We start from the raw sequence: 18554 nt of genomic DNA, 5'->3' as shown, positions 1-18554 counted from the left end.
CTTATCTATTACCTCTTACAGAGACAGTGCAGCCTCTACTACAGCGTCAGTGGTAATGTTGAAGTGCTTAAACAAATCGCCAGCAGGCGCAGACTCACCAAAGGTGTCCATGCCCACGATAGCGCCATTGAAGCCAACGTACTTGTACCAGCTATCTTTAGACAGCGCTTCAACCGCTACGCGTTTAACAACGCTAGAAGGCAGTACGCTTTCACGGTAGTCAGCAGACTGACGGTCAAATACGTCAGTTGATGGCATAGACACTACGCGAACCACTTTGCCTTGCTCGGTTAGTTTTTCTGCAGCTTCAACGGCTAGCTGTACCTCAGAACCGGTACCAATAAGAATAAGCTCTGGCGTACCTTCGCAGTCTTTAAGTACGTAACCGCCTTTCGCGATATCAGCCACTTGTTGAGTCGTTCTTTCTTGCTGCGCTAAGCCTTGACGTGTGAAGATCAGTGTTGTTGGGCCGTCAGTGCGCTCAATAGCAGACTTCCACGACACAGCAGACTCAACCTGATCACAAGGACGCCAGTTATCAAGGTTAGGCGTTGCTCGTAGCGCTACCACCTGCTCTACTGGCTGGTGAGTTGGGCCGTCTTCACCTAGACCAATTGAATCGTGGGTGTAAACGAAAATTGCAGGCTGCTTCATTAGTGCGGCCATGCGTACCGCGTTGCGTGCATATTCCATAAACATTAGGAAGGTTGCACCGTATGCCTTAAAGCCACCGTGAAGAGCAATACCATTCATCATGGCCGACATACCAAACTCACGTACACCGTAGTAAATGTAGTTACCTGATGCGTCGTTTGCTTCAACCCCTTTACTGCCTTCCCAAATAGTTAGGTTAGAACCTGCAAGGTCGGCAGAGCCGCCTAATAGCTCAGGAAGTAACGGACCAAACGCGTTTAATGCATTTTGCGACGCTTTACGTGAAGCAATGTTTTGTGGGTTAGCTTGAAGTTCAGCGATGATAGCATCTGCTTTGTCACTGAAATCTGCTGGTAGCTCGCCATTTACACGGCGTTTGAATTCTGCTGCAAGCTCTGGGTAGGCGGCTTCGTATGCTGCGAAAGCGTCATTCCACGCGCTTTCCGCTTTTGAGCCTTTCTCTTTGCCATCCCAGCCCGCGTAGATATCGTCTGGAATTTCGAACGCGCCGTGGCTCCAGCCAAGTTTTTCACGTGTAGCGACAATTTCGTCATCACCTAACGGTGCACCGTGGCAAGACTCAGTACCTTCTTTATTAGGCGAGCCGAAACCAATGGTGGTTTTACAACAAATAAGTGTAGGCTGCGCGGTGTTCGCTTGTGCCTTTTCAATGGCAGCTTTTACTTGTTCAGCATCGTGACCGTCAACGCCTTCAATCACTTCCCAGCCGTAGCTCTTAAAGCGTGCTGGCGTATCGTCGGTGAACCAGCCTTCTACTTCACCATCAATTGAAATGCCGTTGTCATCCCAAAATGCGATTAACTTACCAAGGCCTAGTGTACCGGCTAGTGAACACGTCTCGTGAGAGATACCTTCCATTAAGCAGCCATCACCTAGGAACGCGTAGGTGTGGTGGTCAACGATAGTGTGACCGTCTTTGTTAAATTGTGCCGCTAGCACTTTCTCAGCAAGTGCCATACCCACTGCATTGCTAATACCCTGACCCAATGGGCCGGTGGTGGTTTCAACACCTGGCGCATAACCGTACTCTGGGTGACCAGGCGTTTTAGAATGTAGCTGACGGAAGTTCTTCAGCTCTTCAATAGGCAATTCATAGCCTGAGAGGTGTAGTAGAGAGTACAACAGCATCGAGCCGTGACCATTTGAAAGCACAAAGCGATCGCGGTTAGCCCAAGATGGGTTTGCAGGGTTGTGTGATAAGAAATCACCCCATAATACCTGCGCGATATCAGCCATCCCCATTGGGGCGCCTGGGTGACCAGATTTAGCTTGTTGAACGGCGTCCATGCTTAATGCACGGATAGCATTGGCGAGTTCACGACGAGAGGGCATGTTGTCTCCTGATTTATTTTGTATCTTTTGGTACCACGGTAGTAATTGATGTGAGCACTGGGGAACATCAATTGTCTGCTCTTGCTCTACTTCTAGGCACTTTTGAATGTGAGGCTATTCTTACCCATGCCACCTTTCAGTTCAATGGATTTTCATTGCCATTATCGAAAGTAAATCCAAAAACATCAAAGAAGCTTATAAAGCCCACGGCATTACCGATAACACTTATATGTCTTTGTCTTTGTTATACATCGAAATAACCCCAAAAATGATCGGGTTATGTCAACTATTCGTAACAAAGAGACTTTTAGACGTCTAGAAGTAAAGACTGGTATTTATAACTTGTTTTAGTACAATATACGACTATTTTGATAATTTAACGCTTACGGAGCATTTATGGCCACGCATTTATTCACATCCGAGTCAGTGTCTGAAGGACATCCGGACAAAATTGCTGATCAGATCTCAGATGCGGTTCTTGACGCTATATTAGAACAAGATCCTCGCGCTCGGGTGGCCTGCGAAACGTATGTAAAAACCGGTATGGTTTTAGTAGGTGGTGAAGTTACCACTTCTGCATGGGTAGACATTGAAGAGCTTACTCGCAAAACAGTAAAAGAAATTGGCTATACGCACTCAGACATGGGCTTTGACGCTGACTCATGTGCCGTATTAAATGCTATTGGTAAACAGTCTCCTGATATTAATCAAGGTGTTGACCGCGCAAGCCTAGAAGAACAAGGTGCGGGTGACCAAGGCCTGATGTTTGGTTACGCGAGCGACGAAACTGATGTATTAATGCCGGCGCCTATCACGTACTCTCACCGCCTTGTTCAAAAACAAGCGGAAGTACGTAAATCTGGCAAACTAGACTGGTTGCGCCCAGATGCGAAAAGCCAAATTACTTTTAAATACGAAAACGACAAGCCTGTAGGCATCGACGCGGTTGTACTTTCAACTCAGCACTGTGATTCAGTAAGCACTGAAACAGTACGTGAAGCGGTAATGGAAGAAATCATCAAGCCAGTACTACCAAGTGAATGGATTGATGGAAATACGCGCTTTCATATCAACCCAACAGGTCGATTCGTTATCGGTGGTCCAATGGGCGACTGTGGCTTAACAGGTCGTAAAATCATCGTAGACACTTACGGTGGTATGGCTCGTCACGGTGGTGGCGCGTTTTCTGGTAAAGATCCATCTAAAGTAGACCGCAGTGCAGCATACGCGGGTCGTTACGTTGCTAAGAACATTGTTGCCGCGGGCCTTGCTAAGCGCTGTGAAATCCAAGTGTCTTATGCAATTGGTGTGGCAGAGCCAACGTCTATCAGCATCGATACCTTTGGGACTGGCGTTGTAGATGAGAAAACACTCGTTGCATTAGTGCGCGAACACTTTGATTTGCGCCCTTACGGCCTTATCCAAATGCTAGATCTTGAGCGCCCAATTTATCGCCCAACAGCTGCATACGGTCACTTTGGTCGTGACGAATTCCCATGGGAAGCAACAGATAAAGCGGAAGCGTTAAAAGCATCGATTTAATACGATAAGCCATTAACGCTCTTTGAAAACGCCGTTAGCTTGTTACGCTTTACATTGAAGCTATGCAACCTAGCGGCGTTTTTTGTTGAGTCTTTCAGGTGAGACAAGCTAGCCCCCTAAATTAAAAACGGTAAAGCCTATTTCCATCCTTTGTTTTTGCAGCTATGCTTAAATAACGAACACACTATCGCTTGTAGTTTCTGGTTGTTTACAAGCCATGATAACAACAACTTGGGCTCTTCCATGAATGTAGTTTCTGGTACTCTTATAGCGTTCACGCTGGCTGTCTCAACAACAGCCTTACCTGTGTTCGCGAATGTAAATGATACCCTCTACAGCCCAATTCAATTTAAGAGCAAGAAGATAGCTCGGTGGCAGCTAAACAGTATGTACCGCGTTCAATCTACGACAGAAACCTATCTTTACGACAACAGTTATACCTATCCAGCGGGCTCACAAGGTATGTTTAGCGCCAGCCGGCGTTTTAACACTTGGGTGCCGCAGAAGGTTTATGCGACCTACAAAACAAACAATACCGCTTTTCAACATTATGCTGAGTGGCTTTATTTACCGCACGATGTAGGTACTTTTACGCGATTAGGCTGGCTACTTGGCCAAAGCGAAGGGTTAAACATGGCCGTAGAGATTGAGCATAGACAAGTTGGAGAAGAAGAGAATATGGCGCTTTCATTAGGTGTTAATTACCTGTTCTAGAAATATCACTACCTTTAGCTTTTCGAACGCCTCGATGCCAAAATTGAGGCACTCTGACTGTAAATGCAGTACAGAATCACTTCTGAGTGAGTGCCATTGTTTTAGCATAGGTTTGCTGAATTATCATTGCATCTGAACTCGCCCGATGACGCTTAACGTCTAGTTCAGCGGAAAGACTATTTTTTACGTCGTGCCAGTTATCCATTTGAGACTCACTCAATATATATTCAAGGGCGCGGCAGGTGAACGACATTTCAATTTGCGCAGCCGAGAACAGCTTTATCAGCCAAGGGTTATCTACCACCCATCCGTCACTGTATACAACTGTATTTCCCAGAAAATTATTAAGCTCAACGCACACCTTATGAGGTTCCTCGCCTCGTGCTTGTAACATTTGTTGAGAGATGCCATGAAGCGATTCTGCTTTTGTATCCCAGTGTACCCAAGAGTCAAATGGCCTTAGTAGCTTGCACCACTTTGCACCATCATAGCGCACAATGCCTATTTCTATGGGGTAACTTGCCGCCCCAAATCCACTTGCTTCCACATCTATAATTGTAGGCAATGTTGTATTTCGCACTTATACTCCAAACTACTGTTCTCCTTAATTTGTGTTAGCAAAAGAGAATATCCTTCTCACTGGCACAGGTATTTTTATTTTTCATCGTGCTCTGCACTCTCACATAGCTGCTCACCTAACAAACATTAAGCTTCACTCCTTGTGTTTAATAGCAGAATCGTGCCACATTGGTTATTCCAAAAAGAAGAGTGAACGCAAACTCATAGAAAGACTGCTTACATAACAAGCAAATTTAGACTAAAGGATAATGCGTAAATAATAAAACGCCCTGCACATTGCTATACACTTTTAAGAGTAGTCAATCAGGTAGCTAATTCATGCGTGTATATCTTCTTCTATCAGCGCTCCTCTGCTTTATATCCTTTAATTCATGCCGAGCTGACAGTACTCAAGAGCCTTTAATTATTGGTATTGATGCAGATCTCTCAGCAGTTGCTGTAGAGGGAGGCGTTGCTATTACCAGAGGCGTAGAGCTAGCCGTTGAGGAAATTAACGCAAATGGGGGGATACTTGGCCGTACACTCAAAGTGATTGCGAAAGATCACCGAGGAAATCCTGCTCGCGGTATTTACAACATTGAACAGTTTGCGCAAATGCCAAACTTGCTAGCCGTCGTTGGTGGGGTACATACTCCCGTAGTGCTTGCGGAAATTGATATTATACATGCTAAAAATGTTCTCATGCTGGTTCCCTGGGCCGCCGGCACGCCCATAGTAGACAATGCTCACTCACCCAATAATGTTTATCGAATCTCAGTACGTGACGCTGAAGCAGCGTCTGTACTGATAGACTTTGTAAAATCCAGAGAGTTATCTAATGTCGCTTTGATCTTGGAGCGAACAGGATGGGGACGTTCCAACCTTGAGTCTTTAACTAAAGCGGCACAGGAACAAGGGGTGAACATTAGCGCAACCTATTGGATTAATTGGCAACAGAAAGATTTTTCTGAAGATGCTGAGGCGATAAAAGATTCGAAGGCGGACAGTGTAATATTAGTTACCAACGTGCCTGAAGGTGTGGTTGTTGTAGATGCATTGGCTGAACAAGGCCTAAGCTCGCTCCCTGTTGTTTCTCACTGGGGTATAGCGTCAGGTCAGTTCGCATCTCAATTAGCCAACCCTATCAATCAGCACGACATATCAGTTCTTCAAACGTTTCACTTCCACCATCAGAAAAATAACAAGGCAAAACAACTGTTAGAAGCCTATTATAATAAATATGGGCTTATTGATGCAGCAGCTATTGAAGGTGTCACAGGTTTAGCCCATGCATATGATTTAATTCATTTAATTGCTATCGCTGCCGATAAAGCTAATAGCATACAAGTTAACGAGTTGCGCAACGCTTTAGAATCTCTCAAAGATATTCAAGGCGCTGTTAAATACTATGAAGCTCCATTCACTAAAGAAAGGCATGATGCACTTTGGTCAAAGGATTATTTTATGACGAAGATTAATGATAAAGGCCATTTGGTAACAACGGGCAAGAAATAATGCAGCATGAACCTATGAGGCTGCGTTCTTTATTGCTTTCAAGCATGATCCCAAGGCTAGCGCTACTAATAGCAGTGCTGTCTATTACGCTAGTTGCCCTTTCCTTTCATTTCATTGTTAAGCAAAGTAATGCCCTTCAGCAGCAGTCGGTAGAAGGGCTCGAGCAAGATATTAGCTTCATTATTAGCGATACAACGCGTCAGTTAGCCGATCTAGCGGCAAACGACATTATTATTAATTCGCTGGTTGATTTACAGCAGCGAGATAATTACCTACCTATGTTTTTTCGCTCTTTAAATCTTACCCAAGCAGAAACTGTAGAATTTGCACTGTTTGATTTTGCAGGTGAGAAAGTTATCGACAAAAACTGGAGTGCTACGCTTCCTGAGTCGTTAAGCAGTGCTTGGCGTCAGCAAACGCTTGGCTCATCAAACACCTTTTCGTCCGTATCTAAATACGGAGTAGTCATCAGCGTCCCCGTTCTGCTCAATGGCGTCTCTGAAGGTGCCCTTGTCATGTACGTCGATAGCCTTCAATCATTACTCGCGCCCTACCCTAGACTGACTAACCAGTTAGTCACAGATTCAAACGGAAACGTACTATTTAGTAGCGAGCCCTCTTTAATAGCGCCAAACTCAAGCTTTTTAGCGTTTAACCAAAGTGGCTATTCTATTAAGCAAACAAGCTGGAAGAACCTTCAGTTATATAGCGTTAAACCAACTATTACTGCATACAGAGAGGTTGCCTGGACAGGCATTGTTTTATTAGCAATGGTTGTGGGGTTCATTTTCATTATATTGCATATGGTGAGTATGACCGGAACCTTGGCCGAGCGAACCCTTTCAACGCTTTATGACGATATTAAAAATCGCCTTAATAGTGACAATAAGACATCTTTAAACAATGAGTCGCAAGTTGAGGCAAAAGAGTTAGCCGACATTCGAGCCGCTTTCGATAAGCTTATTTGGGATTTGACCGAGGTCTCAATGTCTAACGAACAGTTTTCGAATGTATTAGAATCGATGGGCGACATGCTGGTAGTGGTCGATCAGAATCAAGAAATTCTCATTTCAAACAAACGCTTCGACATTTTTTGCGATGACCAATACGGTGAAAAGAGTGCAATATTAAAGCTGATAGTACGGAAGCTAGCGACACAACTAAGCGATGAGCTGACGCACTTTTCAGTGAATTCGGGCAAAGAACGTTATATTCGCTGGACAAAAGCCTCCCTTGCCGATGCAAATGGCAATATTCGTGGTGATATATATGTAGGAAATGACGTTACCGAGCAGCGCGCATTAGAAAGTCACGTAAATGTGCTTACCCATGCCATGGATGAAGCAACTGTTTCAATTATTATTTCTGACGTTAAACGGGTCGGACAGCCAATTATTTATGTAAATGGTGCATTTGAAGAATTAACTGGCTACAAACGAAGTGAAATGATTGGGCACAACTGTCGCTCTATGCAAGGTGATGAAACCAGTAAGCAAACTGTTGAGCAAATTCGTAAAGCCATTGCGACACGTGAGCCTATTGAAACTACACTACTTAACTACAGAAAAGACGGCAGCGCCTTTTATAACCGACTAAATTTAACACCAGTTAAAACCAATGGCGAAGTGACGCATTACATCGGTTTTCAGCAAGATGTTACGCAGCAACGACAAACAGAGCAATACCTTCAAGAAGCGAGAGAGAAAGCCGAAGAGTCTGCTCGACTGAAGTCTAGCTTCTTAGCAAGTATGAGCCACGAAATACGCACGCCTATCCACGGTATATCTGGTGTTTTGCAGCTAATGGCAAACTCTGAACTTACCGAAGAGCAGAAGCATTACCTTTCACTCGCTAAGTTTAGTATTCAAGGCCTTTTACATATCGTAAATGACATTTTGGACTTTTCTAAAATTGAAGCAGGTCAGCTACAGATTGAAGAGAACCCTTTCGACATTTTAGAGTCCCTTGAGAACCTTCAAAGTCAGTACGCCATCATGTGCCAGGAAAAAGGTCTTGAGCTACACTTCCACTTTGATCTACAAGGGTTCCACGTTGTACAAGGTGATGACGTACGTTTCAGGCAAATTTTGTCGAACTTGCTGGGCAACGCAGTCAAGTTTACTGACTCTGGATGCATTGAAGTTACCACTAGCATTAAACAAAACGCAGACGACAGCCTTACACTTTTATGTAGCGTAAAAGACACGGGAATAGGTATTGCGCAAGACAAGCAAAGCACTATTTTTGATGTCTTCACGCAAGAAGACTTATCAACCACCCGCAAGTTCGGCGGAACCGGTCTGGGTTTATCAATTAGCAAACAACTTTGCGAACTTATGGGTGGCAACATTAAACTTGAAAGTGTAAAAGGTCACGGAAGTACGTTCTCTTTTACTATTTCTCTTGAGCCCGCGGATGAAACTTTGCTGGTCCCTGTGCACCACGCCTCTTCGTTAAAACGAGAGAAAGGTAAAAAACGTAAAGTACTTATTGTTGAAGATAACGATATCAATCAAATAATCGTGAAACAGCATCTCAGCAACCATACTACCCTTAGCGCCAAATCTGGTTTAGAAGCACTAGAGGCTCTAAATAAAATGAAGGTGACCTTTGATGTCATCTTGATGGATTGTCAGATGCCGGAAATGGATGGTTTTGAAGCAACTAAGCGCATTAGAAACGGTGAAGCTGGAGAGCGTTACCTCAACGTTCCGATTATCGCCCTGACCGCAAATGCAATGAAAGGTGATAAAGAGCGCTGTGTTGAAGCGGGAATGGACGATTATTTAAGTAAGCCCTTCGATGCTGAAGACCTTATCGATAAAGTCGATCATTGGGCAAGTATTGAAAGAAAGACTAAAGAAAGCGTAGTTCATTAACCTATTATATTAGGACATCTTGAGTGTATGCATTAACAGTATTAACACCTCTTATCCAAATAGTTGTTTCGTTAAGTTTATTGGTTAACGTTTCGTTTTTTTGCGGTGGCGCGACTGCCGATGAAGTGTTGAGGTATAATCTTGGAACATCAGGCAGCTCTATCCCGTACGAAAATGCTGTCGACGAAGATAGGGCCGGTATTCTAGTTGAAATTCTCCCCCTTATTATGAATAAAGCAGGTATTAAGACGGAAAAAGTCATGCTGTCTACCAAACGCGCCATGCTTGCATTTAAAACAGGCGATCTTGATTTCGACTTCTTCAGTCCAAGCTGGCTGTCTAAAGATGAGCCCGCAGCCGACTTCACTTTCTCAGATCCCATTATAGACATCACAGAACACTTTATTACTCTGCCTGAAAACCATAGCCGATACCAAACCGTCGCCTCTATCTACGGTGAAACTGTAGGGATGATCTCCGGCTATGTGTATTTTGATTCTGATAAGTTCGTCAGAATGGATTTTCAAGCCGAGAGCAACCTTATCTTAGCCCTAGGTGCAAAAAGGGTAGATGTCATCATAATGGAGGAGGCATCGGCCCGTTACTGGTCTTCAATTCACGAAATGAAAATTGCCTTGGGGCCCATCCATACCGCGGGCAAAATGGCGTTGCGTGTTCACAATCGTCATAAAGATAAGCTTTCTGCCATTAACCATGCTATCGCTGAACTAAAACAAACGGGTCAAATTGATAGAATACTTGACAAGTATTCTGACTTCTCATTATAAGCTGCACGCTATTTCGACATTACGCCGCTGCTTTTCTGCCATAGCGCTTTAGAGCAAAAGGAAATTTAATCGACTGGATTAAAAGGCAAAGACACACTAGCGTCATGCCAACCCACCCCACCGGCTTGAAGACTTCACCAATAAGGAAGATAGCGAAAAGTGTCGCAACCAGTGGTTCTATTAGTGTAATAAGCGTAGCTTTACTGGCTTCAGTAGTGCGAAGACCATAACCAAATAATAAATATCCAAAAAACATAGGCACCACGGCCATATAAAGTGACACGCTAGTGTGAATTACGGTATCAAAGAGGTTCTGACCGGTAAACCAAAGTGAGGGCAGTAGGACAATTGCAGCGCAGCCGAACAGCCCGGCCATAGCAGACTTTGAGTTTGCGCCAGTGTCAATGTGTTGTTTTGCAGCCCACGAATATCCCGCATAAGTTAAACCAGCAATTAACCCCAAAATAACGCCGAATACCTGATTACTTTTAGAGGCTGATAGTTCCAATGCCCCCTCTGCTTTGCCCATAGCTAGAAGGCCAATTCCCAATGCGCCGAATATAAAGCTTATAAACCATTTTAAAGATACAGGCTTTTTACTTAGAAAATATTCTAAAAGCGCCGCGAATAAAGGTGCGCTAGCGATAGATACTACAGTACCTATGGCTACACCTGACAAGCGCATAGCGCTGTAAAAAGCGAGCGGATAGATTGCTACGCAAGCACTACCAAACAGAAAGGTAAGTGGTTTAGCCAATAGGACTCGGGCATCTTCTACTAGCGATTTTCTAGCACTTAAGCAAAGCAGAACGCCACCTATTCCCATTGCAAATGCACCGATGGCCAATGGGCTGATTTCGGGCGCAAACTGTGCTGCAGTACCTGTTGTCCCCCACAGAAAACTTGCAACAACAATTGCTAGCATACCTTTTAGTAGTTCATTGGCTTTTACTGGCTTTTCCATTGCACCTCTCTCGTATGACTTTCGTTTTCGCTCTTCTGCTTAGGTAAGGGGTTTGCACTTTGAATATCTTTTCATCAGCCGTTTGCTAGAACTAAGATATTTTTATGTAAAAGCTAAACCTCATCTAAGCGGGATCATACCTAGATTATTTACGATGTAATTAGCCTGATAGACACTTATTTTGACCTTTTAGACGCATTTTCAGGTCATAACAACAGTTAACAAAAAAGCAACATAAAAAAATCAAAACCACCCCTTACTACTAAAGTAGAAATATTTGTTTCTCCAGATATAGAAAAAGACAACTTTTTTTGCCACATTACACCCTTGCCTAATAACAAAATAGAAACAACCACCTTGGATGGACTTATGTTTAAAATAAAAAAACCTTCGTTTAGACGAAGCACACTTAGCATTGCGGTAATGGGGCTGCTTAGCTCTGGTGCAATTGCACAGGACACACAACAAGCGGATGACGATAACTTTGAGCAGATTATAGTAACCGCTACAAAGCGCGCTGAATCCATTGAAGACATTCCTTTTTCAATTAACGCGCAAACGCAGCGAGACTTTGAACGCAGCGGCGCGGGTAACTTAGAAGATGTAGCTAGAAATGTGGCAAGCGTCTCTATTCAAAATTTAGGGCCAGGCCAAAGCCAGGTTTCAATGCGTGGCGTATCGGCAGGGCAAATAGTGCGTGACCAACCTGGCGTTAAAGAGCAAGTAGGCGTCTATCTTGATGAAAGCGTTATTTCACTATCTCTGTTTACCCCAGATCTCGATCTTTTTGATCTTAACCGCATAGAAACTCTACGTGGACCGCAGGGTACACTTTTCGGATCTGGCTCAATCGGCGGGACCCTTCGTTACATTACCAACCAGCCTGAATTAGACACATTTGAAGGTAAGTTTGAAGCTAACCTTAATAGTGTGACAGACGGCGGCGTGGGCGGTCACGTAAAAGGCATGGTAAACGTGCCAATTTCAGATACAGTTGCTATGCGCGCGGTGGTATATCGTACCGATTATGCGGGGTTTATTGATGCGTTAGGTGAAAATGGCGCGTTTAACGAAGACGTTAATGACGGTGACAGAACTGGCGGACGCGTAGCGTTTGTTATCGCACCTAATGATAAACTCACCATAACGCCACGACTGATCTACCAAGAACTCGAGATGAACGGGTTTAATAGGGAAGAAGTCTATAACGTGTTTGCAAACCCTTACACCACGTCACGTCCTGCTATTCAATTAGGTGAGCGCGAACAGTATCTGTTGCTTGAGGAAGGGTTTACTGATGAAACCTTGATAGCTGATGTAACCGCTGAATATCAAGCTGATGTTGCCGACTTTACCTTTGTTTATAGCTATACCGACCGAGATATACTGGTTAGCCGTGATGCCAGCGCACTTTCCGGTTCGGTAAGTATCGACTTAGGTTTTCCGGATGAAGCCGTATTATTACCGTCGAACTTATTAGACAGAACGGAAGTAGAGCAAGATACCTTTGAGCTTCGCGCCGCGTCTAATGGCGATGGCGCACTAGACTGGTTAGTTGGCGCTTTCTACTCATCAACTGAACGCGTTTACGACCAATCACTTCCTACCCCCGGTTATGATGCGTTTACAGATGCTACGTTAGGTGAAGGCACGTCAGCAGCGGTTGCCAATGGCTTTGAAGCCGATTCGCCATACAACGCCTACTTGCCTTACGACTTAAAGCAGCTTGCTGTGTTTGGTGAAGTAAACTATCAAGTTAATGATGACTTCAAAATGACCGTGGGCTCTCGCTTTTACGATTATGAAGAAGAGCGTCAGTTTATTTCCGGCGGCTTATTCGCCAACGGCGACAACCAAACTGATTCGACAGAGTCAGACGGCTTCACATCACGCGTAATTGGTCAGTATAGCCTTAACGAAAACGTGAATTTAAATGCCCAAGTATCGCAAGGCTTTAGACTTGGTGGTGTAAATGACCCGCTAAATAGAAGCTTGTGTACCGACCAAGACGAAGCCATCTTTGGTTCGTTCCAAGACTATGACGATGAAAAGCTCACAAACTATGAGATAGGCATGAAATCGTCAGGACGGGGCTGGACAGCAAACGTTTCAGCTTTCTATAACGATATTGAGGATCTTCAGGTTACATTGGATGCCGGTTCTTGCTCGTCACGTGTGTCATTTAACGTACCTGAAGCGCATACTCAAGGTATTGAATTTGAACTTACGCGTCAGTTTACCGACCAGCTATTTTTCTCATTAACCGGAAGCATTATCGAAGCTGAGTTCGATTCAACCGTTGTTGACGGTGATGGTGCGGTGCTAGGTGGCGTTGAAGATGGCAACCGTTTGGCATCAGTACCAGAAGAAAGCTTCGCTATCGCATTTACCTATGATTTAGCGCAGCCTTTATTCTCGTCAAACAGCACCTACTTCCAAGGCTCTTACCAGTATGTTGGTGACCGAATTACACAACCTAGTGACCAAGTTGCAGGTGCCGGTATATTCACTTCAGGACTTGCCTTTGGTGGTGCCACCGGTGCAGAAACAACAGAGTTAGATTTGTTGCTAGACGACTACGGTACAATGAACATGAGCTTTGGTCTTACCTACGATGACTACGAAATCTTGCTATACGCCAACAACCTGTTTGATGAAAACGCACAGCTTTCGTTTGATAGAGAACGTGGTGGACGTGCTCGACTTGGATTTACGGTGAACCAGCCTCGCACAGTAGGCGCGACGTTCCGTTACTTCTTCCAGTAACGAGCGATAAATGTCTCTGCCTGAGGGAATGTCCCTTCAGGTAGAGGCTTCACCCGTTATAGAAATAACCTTCACCCGCTAAAGGAATAGCCTTCATCTACTTTGGGAAAAGTATCGTCTAAAAGCGGCACAATAAACATGCTTTGAGAAGTTATCTAAGAAAAGAGTGGAGTTGGCCGTAAGCCGGGTTCTGTCGTGGGCAACCATTCCTCTAGATCAGCAATCGCTCACTGATTCAAGCAACCTACCCGATCCCCATGCGGGCCACACGTTGAGGGATCCTATTTGGTCTTGCTCCGGGTGGAGTTTACCTTGCCACACTCTGTTACCAGAGGTGCGGTGCGCTCTTACCGCACCCTTTCAGCCTTACCGGCATGTAAACATGCTTAGGCGGTCTTCTCTCTGCTGCACTTGTCGTCGGCTCACGCCGCCCAGACGTTATCTGGCACCCTGCCCTTTGGAGCCCGGACTTTCCTCCCCTTTCTTACGAAAGCGGCGATTGCCTGGCCAACTCCGCGGCGCATTCTACATGAAGTGCCCTACAATAGCACCCTATTCCTGCTCGTTGTAAAAGCATTGCTCAACAGCATTTTTATCGAGCAGTTTTGTGATAATAAAAATCTGATCACCCGTTTCTATTTTGGTGCTGCCCTTAGGTATAAGAGTTTCTTCACCACGGGCAATCATGGCCACTACTGTATTGTCAGGAAGCGATATTTCACTGATAGTTTTGTTTAACGCCGGCGATAACTTGGATACTTCTATCTCTATAAGTTCGCGCTTACTTTTGGCAACTTTCACAATTTCCAGCGTGCTCGATTCCTTTACTTGGTCTTCTAATACTAAACCTAACTTGCGCGCCGCATAGGGCAAGGTTGAGCCCTGTAGCAGGGCTGAAATAAGCACAATAAAGAACACCACATTGAAAATTAGTTCAGCGTAAGGCATACCAAATATTAGCGGAAAAATAGCCAAGATAATTGGCACCGAACCGCGCAACCCTACCCATGATATGAGCAATGATGCCTTGAAAGAGAATTTTGAAAGCAACAAAATAGGCATAACCACCAGCGGACGGGCAATAAAAATAAGCACAAACGCAATGAGTAAGCCTTCCTTCCAGTTTACGAAAAGCTCAGTGGGTGTAACGAGCAAGCCGAGAATAACGAACATGGCAATTTGCCCCAACCAAGCCAGCCCGTCGAGAAACACAAAGGTATTACGCTGATACGCAAAGCGGCTGTTGCCCACTATTACGCCAGTGATGAAAGTAGCGAGGAAGCCACTGCCGTTTAAATTCGCAGCAAGGCCAAAAGACAATACACCAAATAACATCACAAAAACGGGATACAAACCTATGGCCATTAATGTCACACGCCTGAAAAGCCACACTGCGATCCCGCCAATGGTAAGCCCCACTATCGCTCCCACCCCCATTTGACTGGCAAACAGGGCAAGTAAGTCCACTGGCTTAGTGGTGCTGTCTTGAATAAGTGTAATAAGACCAATAGTGAGGAATATGGCCATAGGGTCGTTCGACGCACTTTCCAGCTCCAGCGTCGACTTAATCTTAGCGGGAATGCGTATACCGGCATTTCGCAAAACAGAAAATACTGCAGCTGCATCAGTTGACCCCACGATAGCGCCAAGCAATAAGCCTTTATAAAGCGGTAAATCTAGAATAACCATAGCGGCCACACCAGTGAGAACTGCCGTGCCCACCACGCCCAAGGTGGCGAGCAAAGCCGCTGGCTTCCATGCTTGAATTATAGACTTTTTAGATGTTTGCAGTCCGCCATCAAACAGAATAAGGATAAGCGCGAATGTACCTATAGCATGGGCGGCATCGGCATTATCAAAGAAAATTCGGCCAATCCCATCTTCACCGGCCAGCATGCCTACACCGAGGAATAGCACCAAAACAGGTACGCCAAAGCGCGGAGATAGCTTACTGGCCAGCACACCTAAGATGGCCAGCACTGCGCTAAGTAAAATAATGTGATCAACTGCAAACATTATACGTTCCTTATTGCCACTGATGCATGCTTACGAAAAGCTGGAAGTACGCATCGAGGGTTCCTGTTAATACTGCTACCTTACCGCGTTTTTGTGCCAAAGTATTGAGGTACAAAGGGTATTCAGATACAAAAACGCGGCAGGGTAATAAAGTTAAGGAACTCTTGTCGCCTAAGGGATATGCGACAACGAAGCCTTAATTTCTTTCGCAGTGGGCTTTAACTGTGCTTTCCCCTGTTTCTCTCTTCTACTACCCAACAAATACAATAATGTAGAGGTGATAAACAAGGTTGAAGACGTGCCAATTACAACAGCAAAAACCATAGGCACTGCAAAACTTTCTACTGCGTCACCACCAAATAAAGCCATTGGCAACAGGGCCAGCAGCGTAGTGACGGACGTAAATACCGTGCGACTTAACGTGCTGTTTACCGCTTCATTGATAGTACTTGCTAAAGGTTTGGTTGGGTCTAAACGTAATAGTTCACGGATGCGATCAAGTACCACCACTTTATCGTTAATTGAATAACCAATAAGCGCTAATAACGCTGCTACTGCGGTTAAGTTAAACTCGATACCGGTTAACGCGAAAAAGCCTATGGTTTTGGTTAAATCCAGTAACACGGTAAGCAGTGCTGCCGTCGCGAAATGCGCTTCAAAACGCGCCCACAAGTACACCAACATGCCGCCTCCTGCGATAAGCAGCGCAAGAATTGATAGCTCTGCGAAGCCTCCGCTGACTTTCGGTCCAACCATATCAATCTTATCAAAACTTACCTGCTCGTCAGCCTGTGAAATCGCACGTTTTAGGGCATCAGTCTGCTTTGCATTACTATTTTCAAGCTCACCACCGCTATCTAGAACAGGAGCGCGCAACAAATAGTGATGCTCACTGCCGTATTCTTGAATTGCTATCTGATCAAAGCCATTACTTTCAATGACATTGCGCAGCTCGTCGGTAGAAAGGCTTGGTGCGGTCAATTCAATCATGGTGCCGCCGGTAAAATCGACACCATAATGTAAACCTGGTTTGGCAAATAAACCAATTGAGAGCACTGTTAGCACTACCGAAATAGCTAATGCAATCTTACGTTTAGCCAGAAAATTGATACCGCTTAGCTTATCACTCAACCGCAGTAGCGGCGACGAGAAGCGCATGGGCGTGCGATCTCTCGTGTTTCTTTTTTTCAACTTAACCGCTTTTAGCATCAACATTTTAGTTAAGGCGACCGCAGTAAATACTGAAGATACAAGCCCAAGGGCAATGGTAATGGCAAACCCTTTGATAGGCCCACTACCAAACATTAACAACAAGCTTACTGCAATTAATGTGGTGAAGTTTGAATCTACTATTGTTGCAAATGCTTTTTCAAAGCCCACTTCTATTGCACTAGCTGCAGGGCGGCCTTTTTTACTTTCCTCACGAATACGTTCATTAATCAAAATGTTCGCATCTACCGCCATACCCATGGTCAGAATCAAGCCTGCAATGCCAGGTAGAGTCAGCGTTGCACCAAATAAGGTTAACGCGCCAAACACCAATGCCATGTTTATACACAGAGCAAAGCTTGCAATAGCCCCCCACCTGCCGTAAATCGCTACCATAAATGCTAAAACTAGCAACGCACCTGCTATGCCACTTTCTACACCGGTTTGAATAGCGTCGCTACCTAAATCAGGCCCAACCGTACGCTCTTCTATAATATTAAGGGGCACAGGTAACGCACCAGTGCGAAGCATTAATGCGGTATTACCAGCCTCTGGCAGCGTAAAGTTACCGGTAATTTCTCCACGACCACCTGGGATCACGCTGTTAATAACCGGGGCGGTCACCACTTTATCGTCAAGAACAATAGCAAGCACGCGGCCAATGTTGTCACGGGTCATAGTAGCAAACTGCTTTGCACCTGCGCTGTCTAATCGAAACGTCACTACCGGCTGACCGGTTTCGCTACTTAAAACACCGGCCGCGTCAGTGATATGTTCGCCTTCTAGCGCCACTTTTTGTTCTAAGCGATAGGAATTACCCGCTGCATCTTGCTTGCTCATTACCTGTTCTGACTGGCTGTTTGCCGCCCAGTGAAAGGTCATTTGTGCCGTAGTACCCAGTAGCTTTTTAACTTGGGTTGGGTCAGACATACCTGGCATCTGCACTAAAATCGCATCTTTACCCTGTAAGGTAACACTGGGCTCAGTAAGCCCCGTTTCGTTTAAACGCTTCCTTACAACCTCAACACTTCGGCTTAATGTGTCCTTAACTAATTGCTCTGAATAGAGTTCGTTGAGTGTAAGGGTGACAGTGTTTTGCTTTACTGCAACATCAAGTGCACTTGCTCCGTTCGGTTGAGCTGAAATTTGATAGGCAACATCCTTAACTTTTCTAGCATCGCCTGCATTACGCAAGGTAAATACAACGCTTCCAGCATTATCTTCACTACTCGCCTTTGAAGAAAGCGAGTGAGATGTTCTGGTATAGCGTACGTTTTGGGTACGTAATTCGCTAAGTACATCGCTGGAAAAACTGTTGAGTTGTTTCTCAAACAAGGCGTCGGTGTCTGCGGCTAAGAGTAGATGTGATCCGCCCTGTAAATCTAAGCCTAGAGATAGTGTTGATGTGGTGTACCACGAAGGTAACTGCTGTTTAACTGATTGTGGCAATATGTTGGGCGCAGCGCTCAGTAAACCGAGCATAACGATGAGCACATACACAAAGCCACGAAATGAAAATCGTGCCATTTTAAATCCTGAATAATAAAGTTTTAAAACGCTTAAATGAGAAACAAAGAAGCTTTGCTTTCACGTTAG

The 18554-nt window shown here is 44.9% G+C and carries 11 protein-coding genes and 1 other RNA gene; 6 read left to right on the top strand and 6 right to left on the bottom strand.

Annotated features, from left to right (window positions below; translation table 11 throughout):
- Nucleotides 1-15 precede the first annotated feature (15 nt).
- Complete coding sequence (gene tkt / locus ACXAGK_RS02075; RefSeq protein WP_474853768.1) at nt 16-2007, bottom strand: transketolase; 1992 nt, start codon at nt 2005-2007, stop codon at nt 16-18.
- Nucleotides 2008-2403: 396 nt separating this feature from the next.
- Between tkt and metK the strand changes: the two genes are divergently transcribed.
- Both metK and ACXAGK_RS02065 read left to right on the top strand, forming a co-directional pair.
- Nucleotides 2404-3549 carry a methionine adenosyltransferase gene (gene metK / locus ACXAGK_RS02070; protein WP_014948382.1) on the top strand — a complete coding sequence of 382 codons (1146 nt, stop codon included), beginning with the start codon at nt 2404-2406 and terminating at the stop codon, nt 3547-3549.
- A 243-nt stretch (nt 3550-3792) separates the two neighbouring features.
- On the top strand, nt 3793-4263 hold the full coding sequence (locus tag ACXAGK_RS02065) for a hypothetical protein (protein ID WP_474853766.1): 471 nt from the start codon (nt 3793-3795) through the stop codon (nt 4261-4263).
- Nucleotides 4264-4339: 76 nt separating this feature from the next.
- Here the strand turns inward: ACXAGK_RS02065 and ACXAGK_RS02060 are convergent, their stop codons facing one another.
- Nucleotides 4340-4843: a 3'-5' exonuclease gene (locus ACXAGK_RS02060; RefSeq protein ID WP_474808547.1), complete on the bottom strand. Its 504-nt coding sequence runs from the start codon at nt 4841-4843 to the stop codon at nt 4340-4342.
- 317 nt (nt 4844-5160) lie between these two features.
- Here ACXAGK_RS02060 and ACXAGK_RS02055 point away from each other — a divergent pair, with 317 nt between their 5' ends.
- Genes ACXAGK_RS02055 through ACXAGK_RS02045 form a run of 3 tightly spaced genes read left to right on the top strand, consistent with a single transcriptional unit; the run spans nt 5161 to nt 10003 of the window.
- Nucleotides 5161-6336, top strand: coding sequence for an ABC transporter substrate-binding protein (locus ACXAGK_RS02055; protein ID WP_474853764.1), 1176 nt, complete (start codon nt 5161-5163; stop codon nt 6334-6336).
- Complete coding sequence (locus tag ACXAGK_RS02050) at nt 6336-9215, top strand: ATP-binding protein (RefSeq protein ID WP_474853762.1); 2880 nt, start codon at nt 6336-6338, stop codon at nt 9213-9215. The genes ACXAGK_RS02055 and ACXAGK_RS02050 overlap by 1 nt, the downstream gene beginning before the upstream one ends.
- Nucleotides 9216-9238: 23 nt before the next feature.
- Nucleotides 9239-10003 carry a substrate-binding periplasmic protein gene (locus ACXAGK_RS02045; RefSeq protein ID WP_474853760.1) on the top strand — a complete coding sequence of 255 codons (765 nt, stop codon included), beginning with the start codon at nt 9239-9241 and terminating at the stop codon, nt 10001-10003.
- 19 nt (nt 10004-10022) lie between these two features.
- Here ACXAGK_RS02045 and ACXAGK_RS02040 read toward each other — a convergent pair whose 3' ends face one another.
- Nucleotides 10023-10967: a DMT family transporter gene (locus tag ACXAGK_RS02040; RefSeq protein WP_474853758.1), complete on the bottom strand. Its 945-nt coding sequence runs from the start codon at nt 10965-10967 to the stop codon at nt 10023-10025.
- Between the two features lie 369 nt (nt 10968-11336).
- Here ACXAGK_RS02040 and ACXAGK_RS02035 point away from each other — a divergent pair, with 369 nt between their 5' ends.
- Nucleotides 11337-13733, top strand: coding sequence for a TonB-dependent receptor (locus ACXAGK_RS02035; RefSeq protein ID WP_474853756.1), 2397 nt, complete (start codon nt 11337-11339; stop codon nt 13731-13733).
- A gap of 164 nt (nt 13734-13897) precedes the next feature.
- Here ACXAGK_RS02035 and rnpB read toward each other — a convergent pair.
- From rnpB to secD, 3 genes are all read right to left on the bottom strand, one after another.
- An RNA gene (rnpB, locus tag ACXAGK_RS02030) (RNase P RNA component class A) lies at nt 13898-14248 on the bottom strand.
- Between the two features lie 37 nt (nt 14249-14285).
- Nucleotides 14286-15749, bottom strand: coding sequence for a potassium/proton antiporter (locus ACXAGK_RS02025; RefSeq protein WP_474853754.1), 1464 nt, complete (start codon nt 15747-15749; stop codon nt 14286-14288).
- Between the two features lie 171 nt (nt 15750-15920).
- Nucleotides 15921-18485 (bottom strand): protein translocase subunit SecD, encoded by a 2565-nt coding sequence (secD, locus tag ACXAGK_RS02020; protein WP_474853752.1) that lies wholly within the window; start codon nt 18483-18485, stop codon nt 15921-15923.
- Nucleotides 18486-18554 lie beyond the last annotated feature (69 nt).

The organism is Alteromonas sp. ABM1_013 (assembly GCF_056160505.1).
Note: the sequence above shows the minus strand (reverse complement) of the source record. Positions and strands in the feature narration are given on the sequence as shown.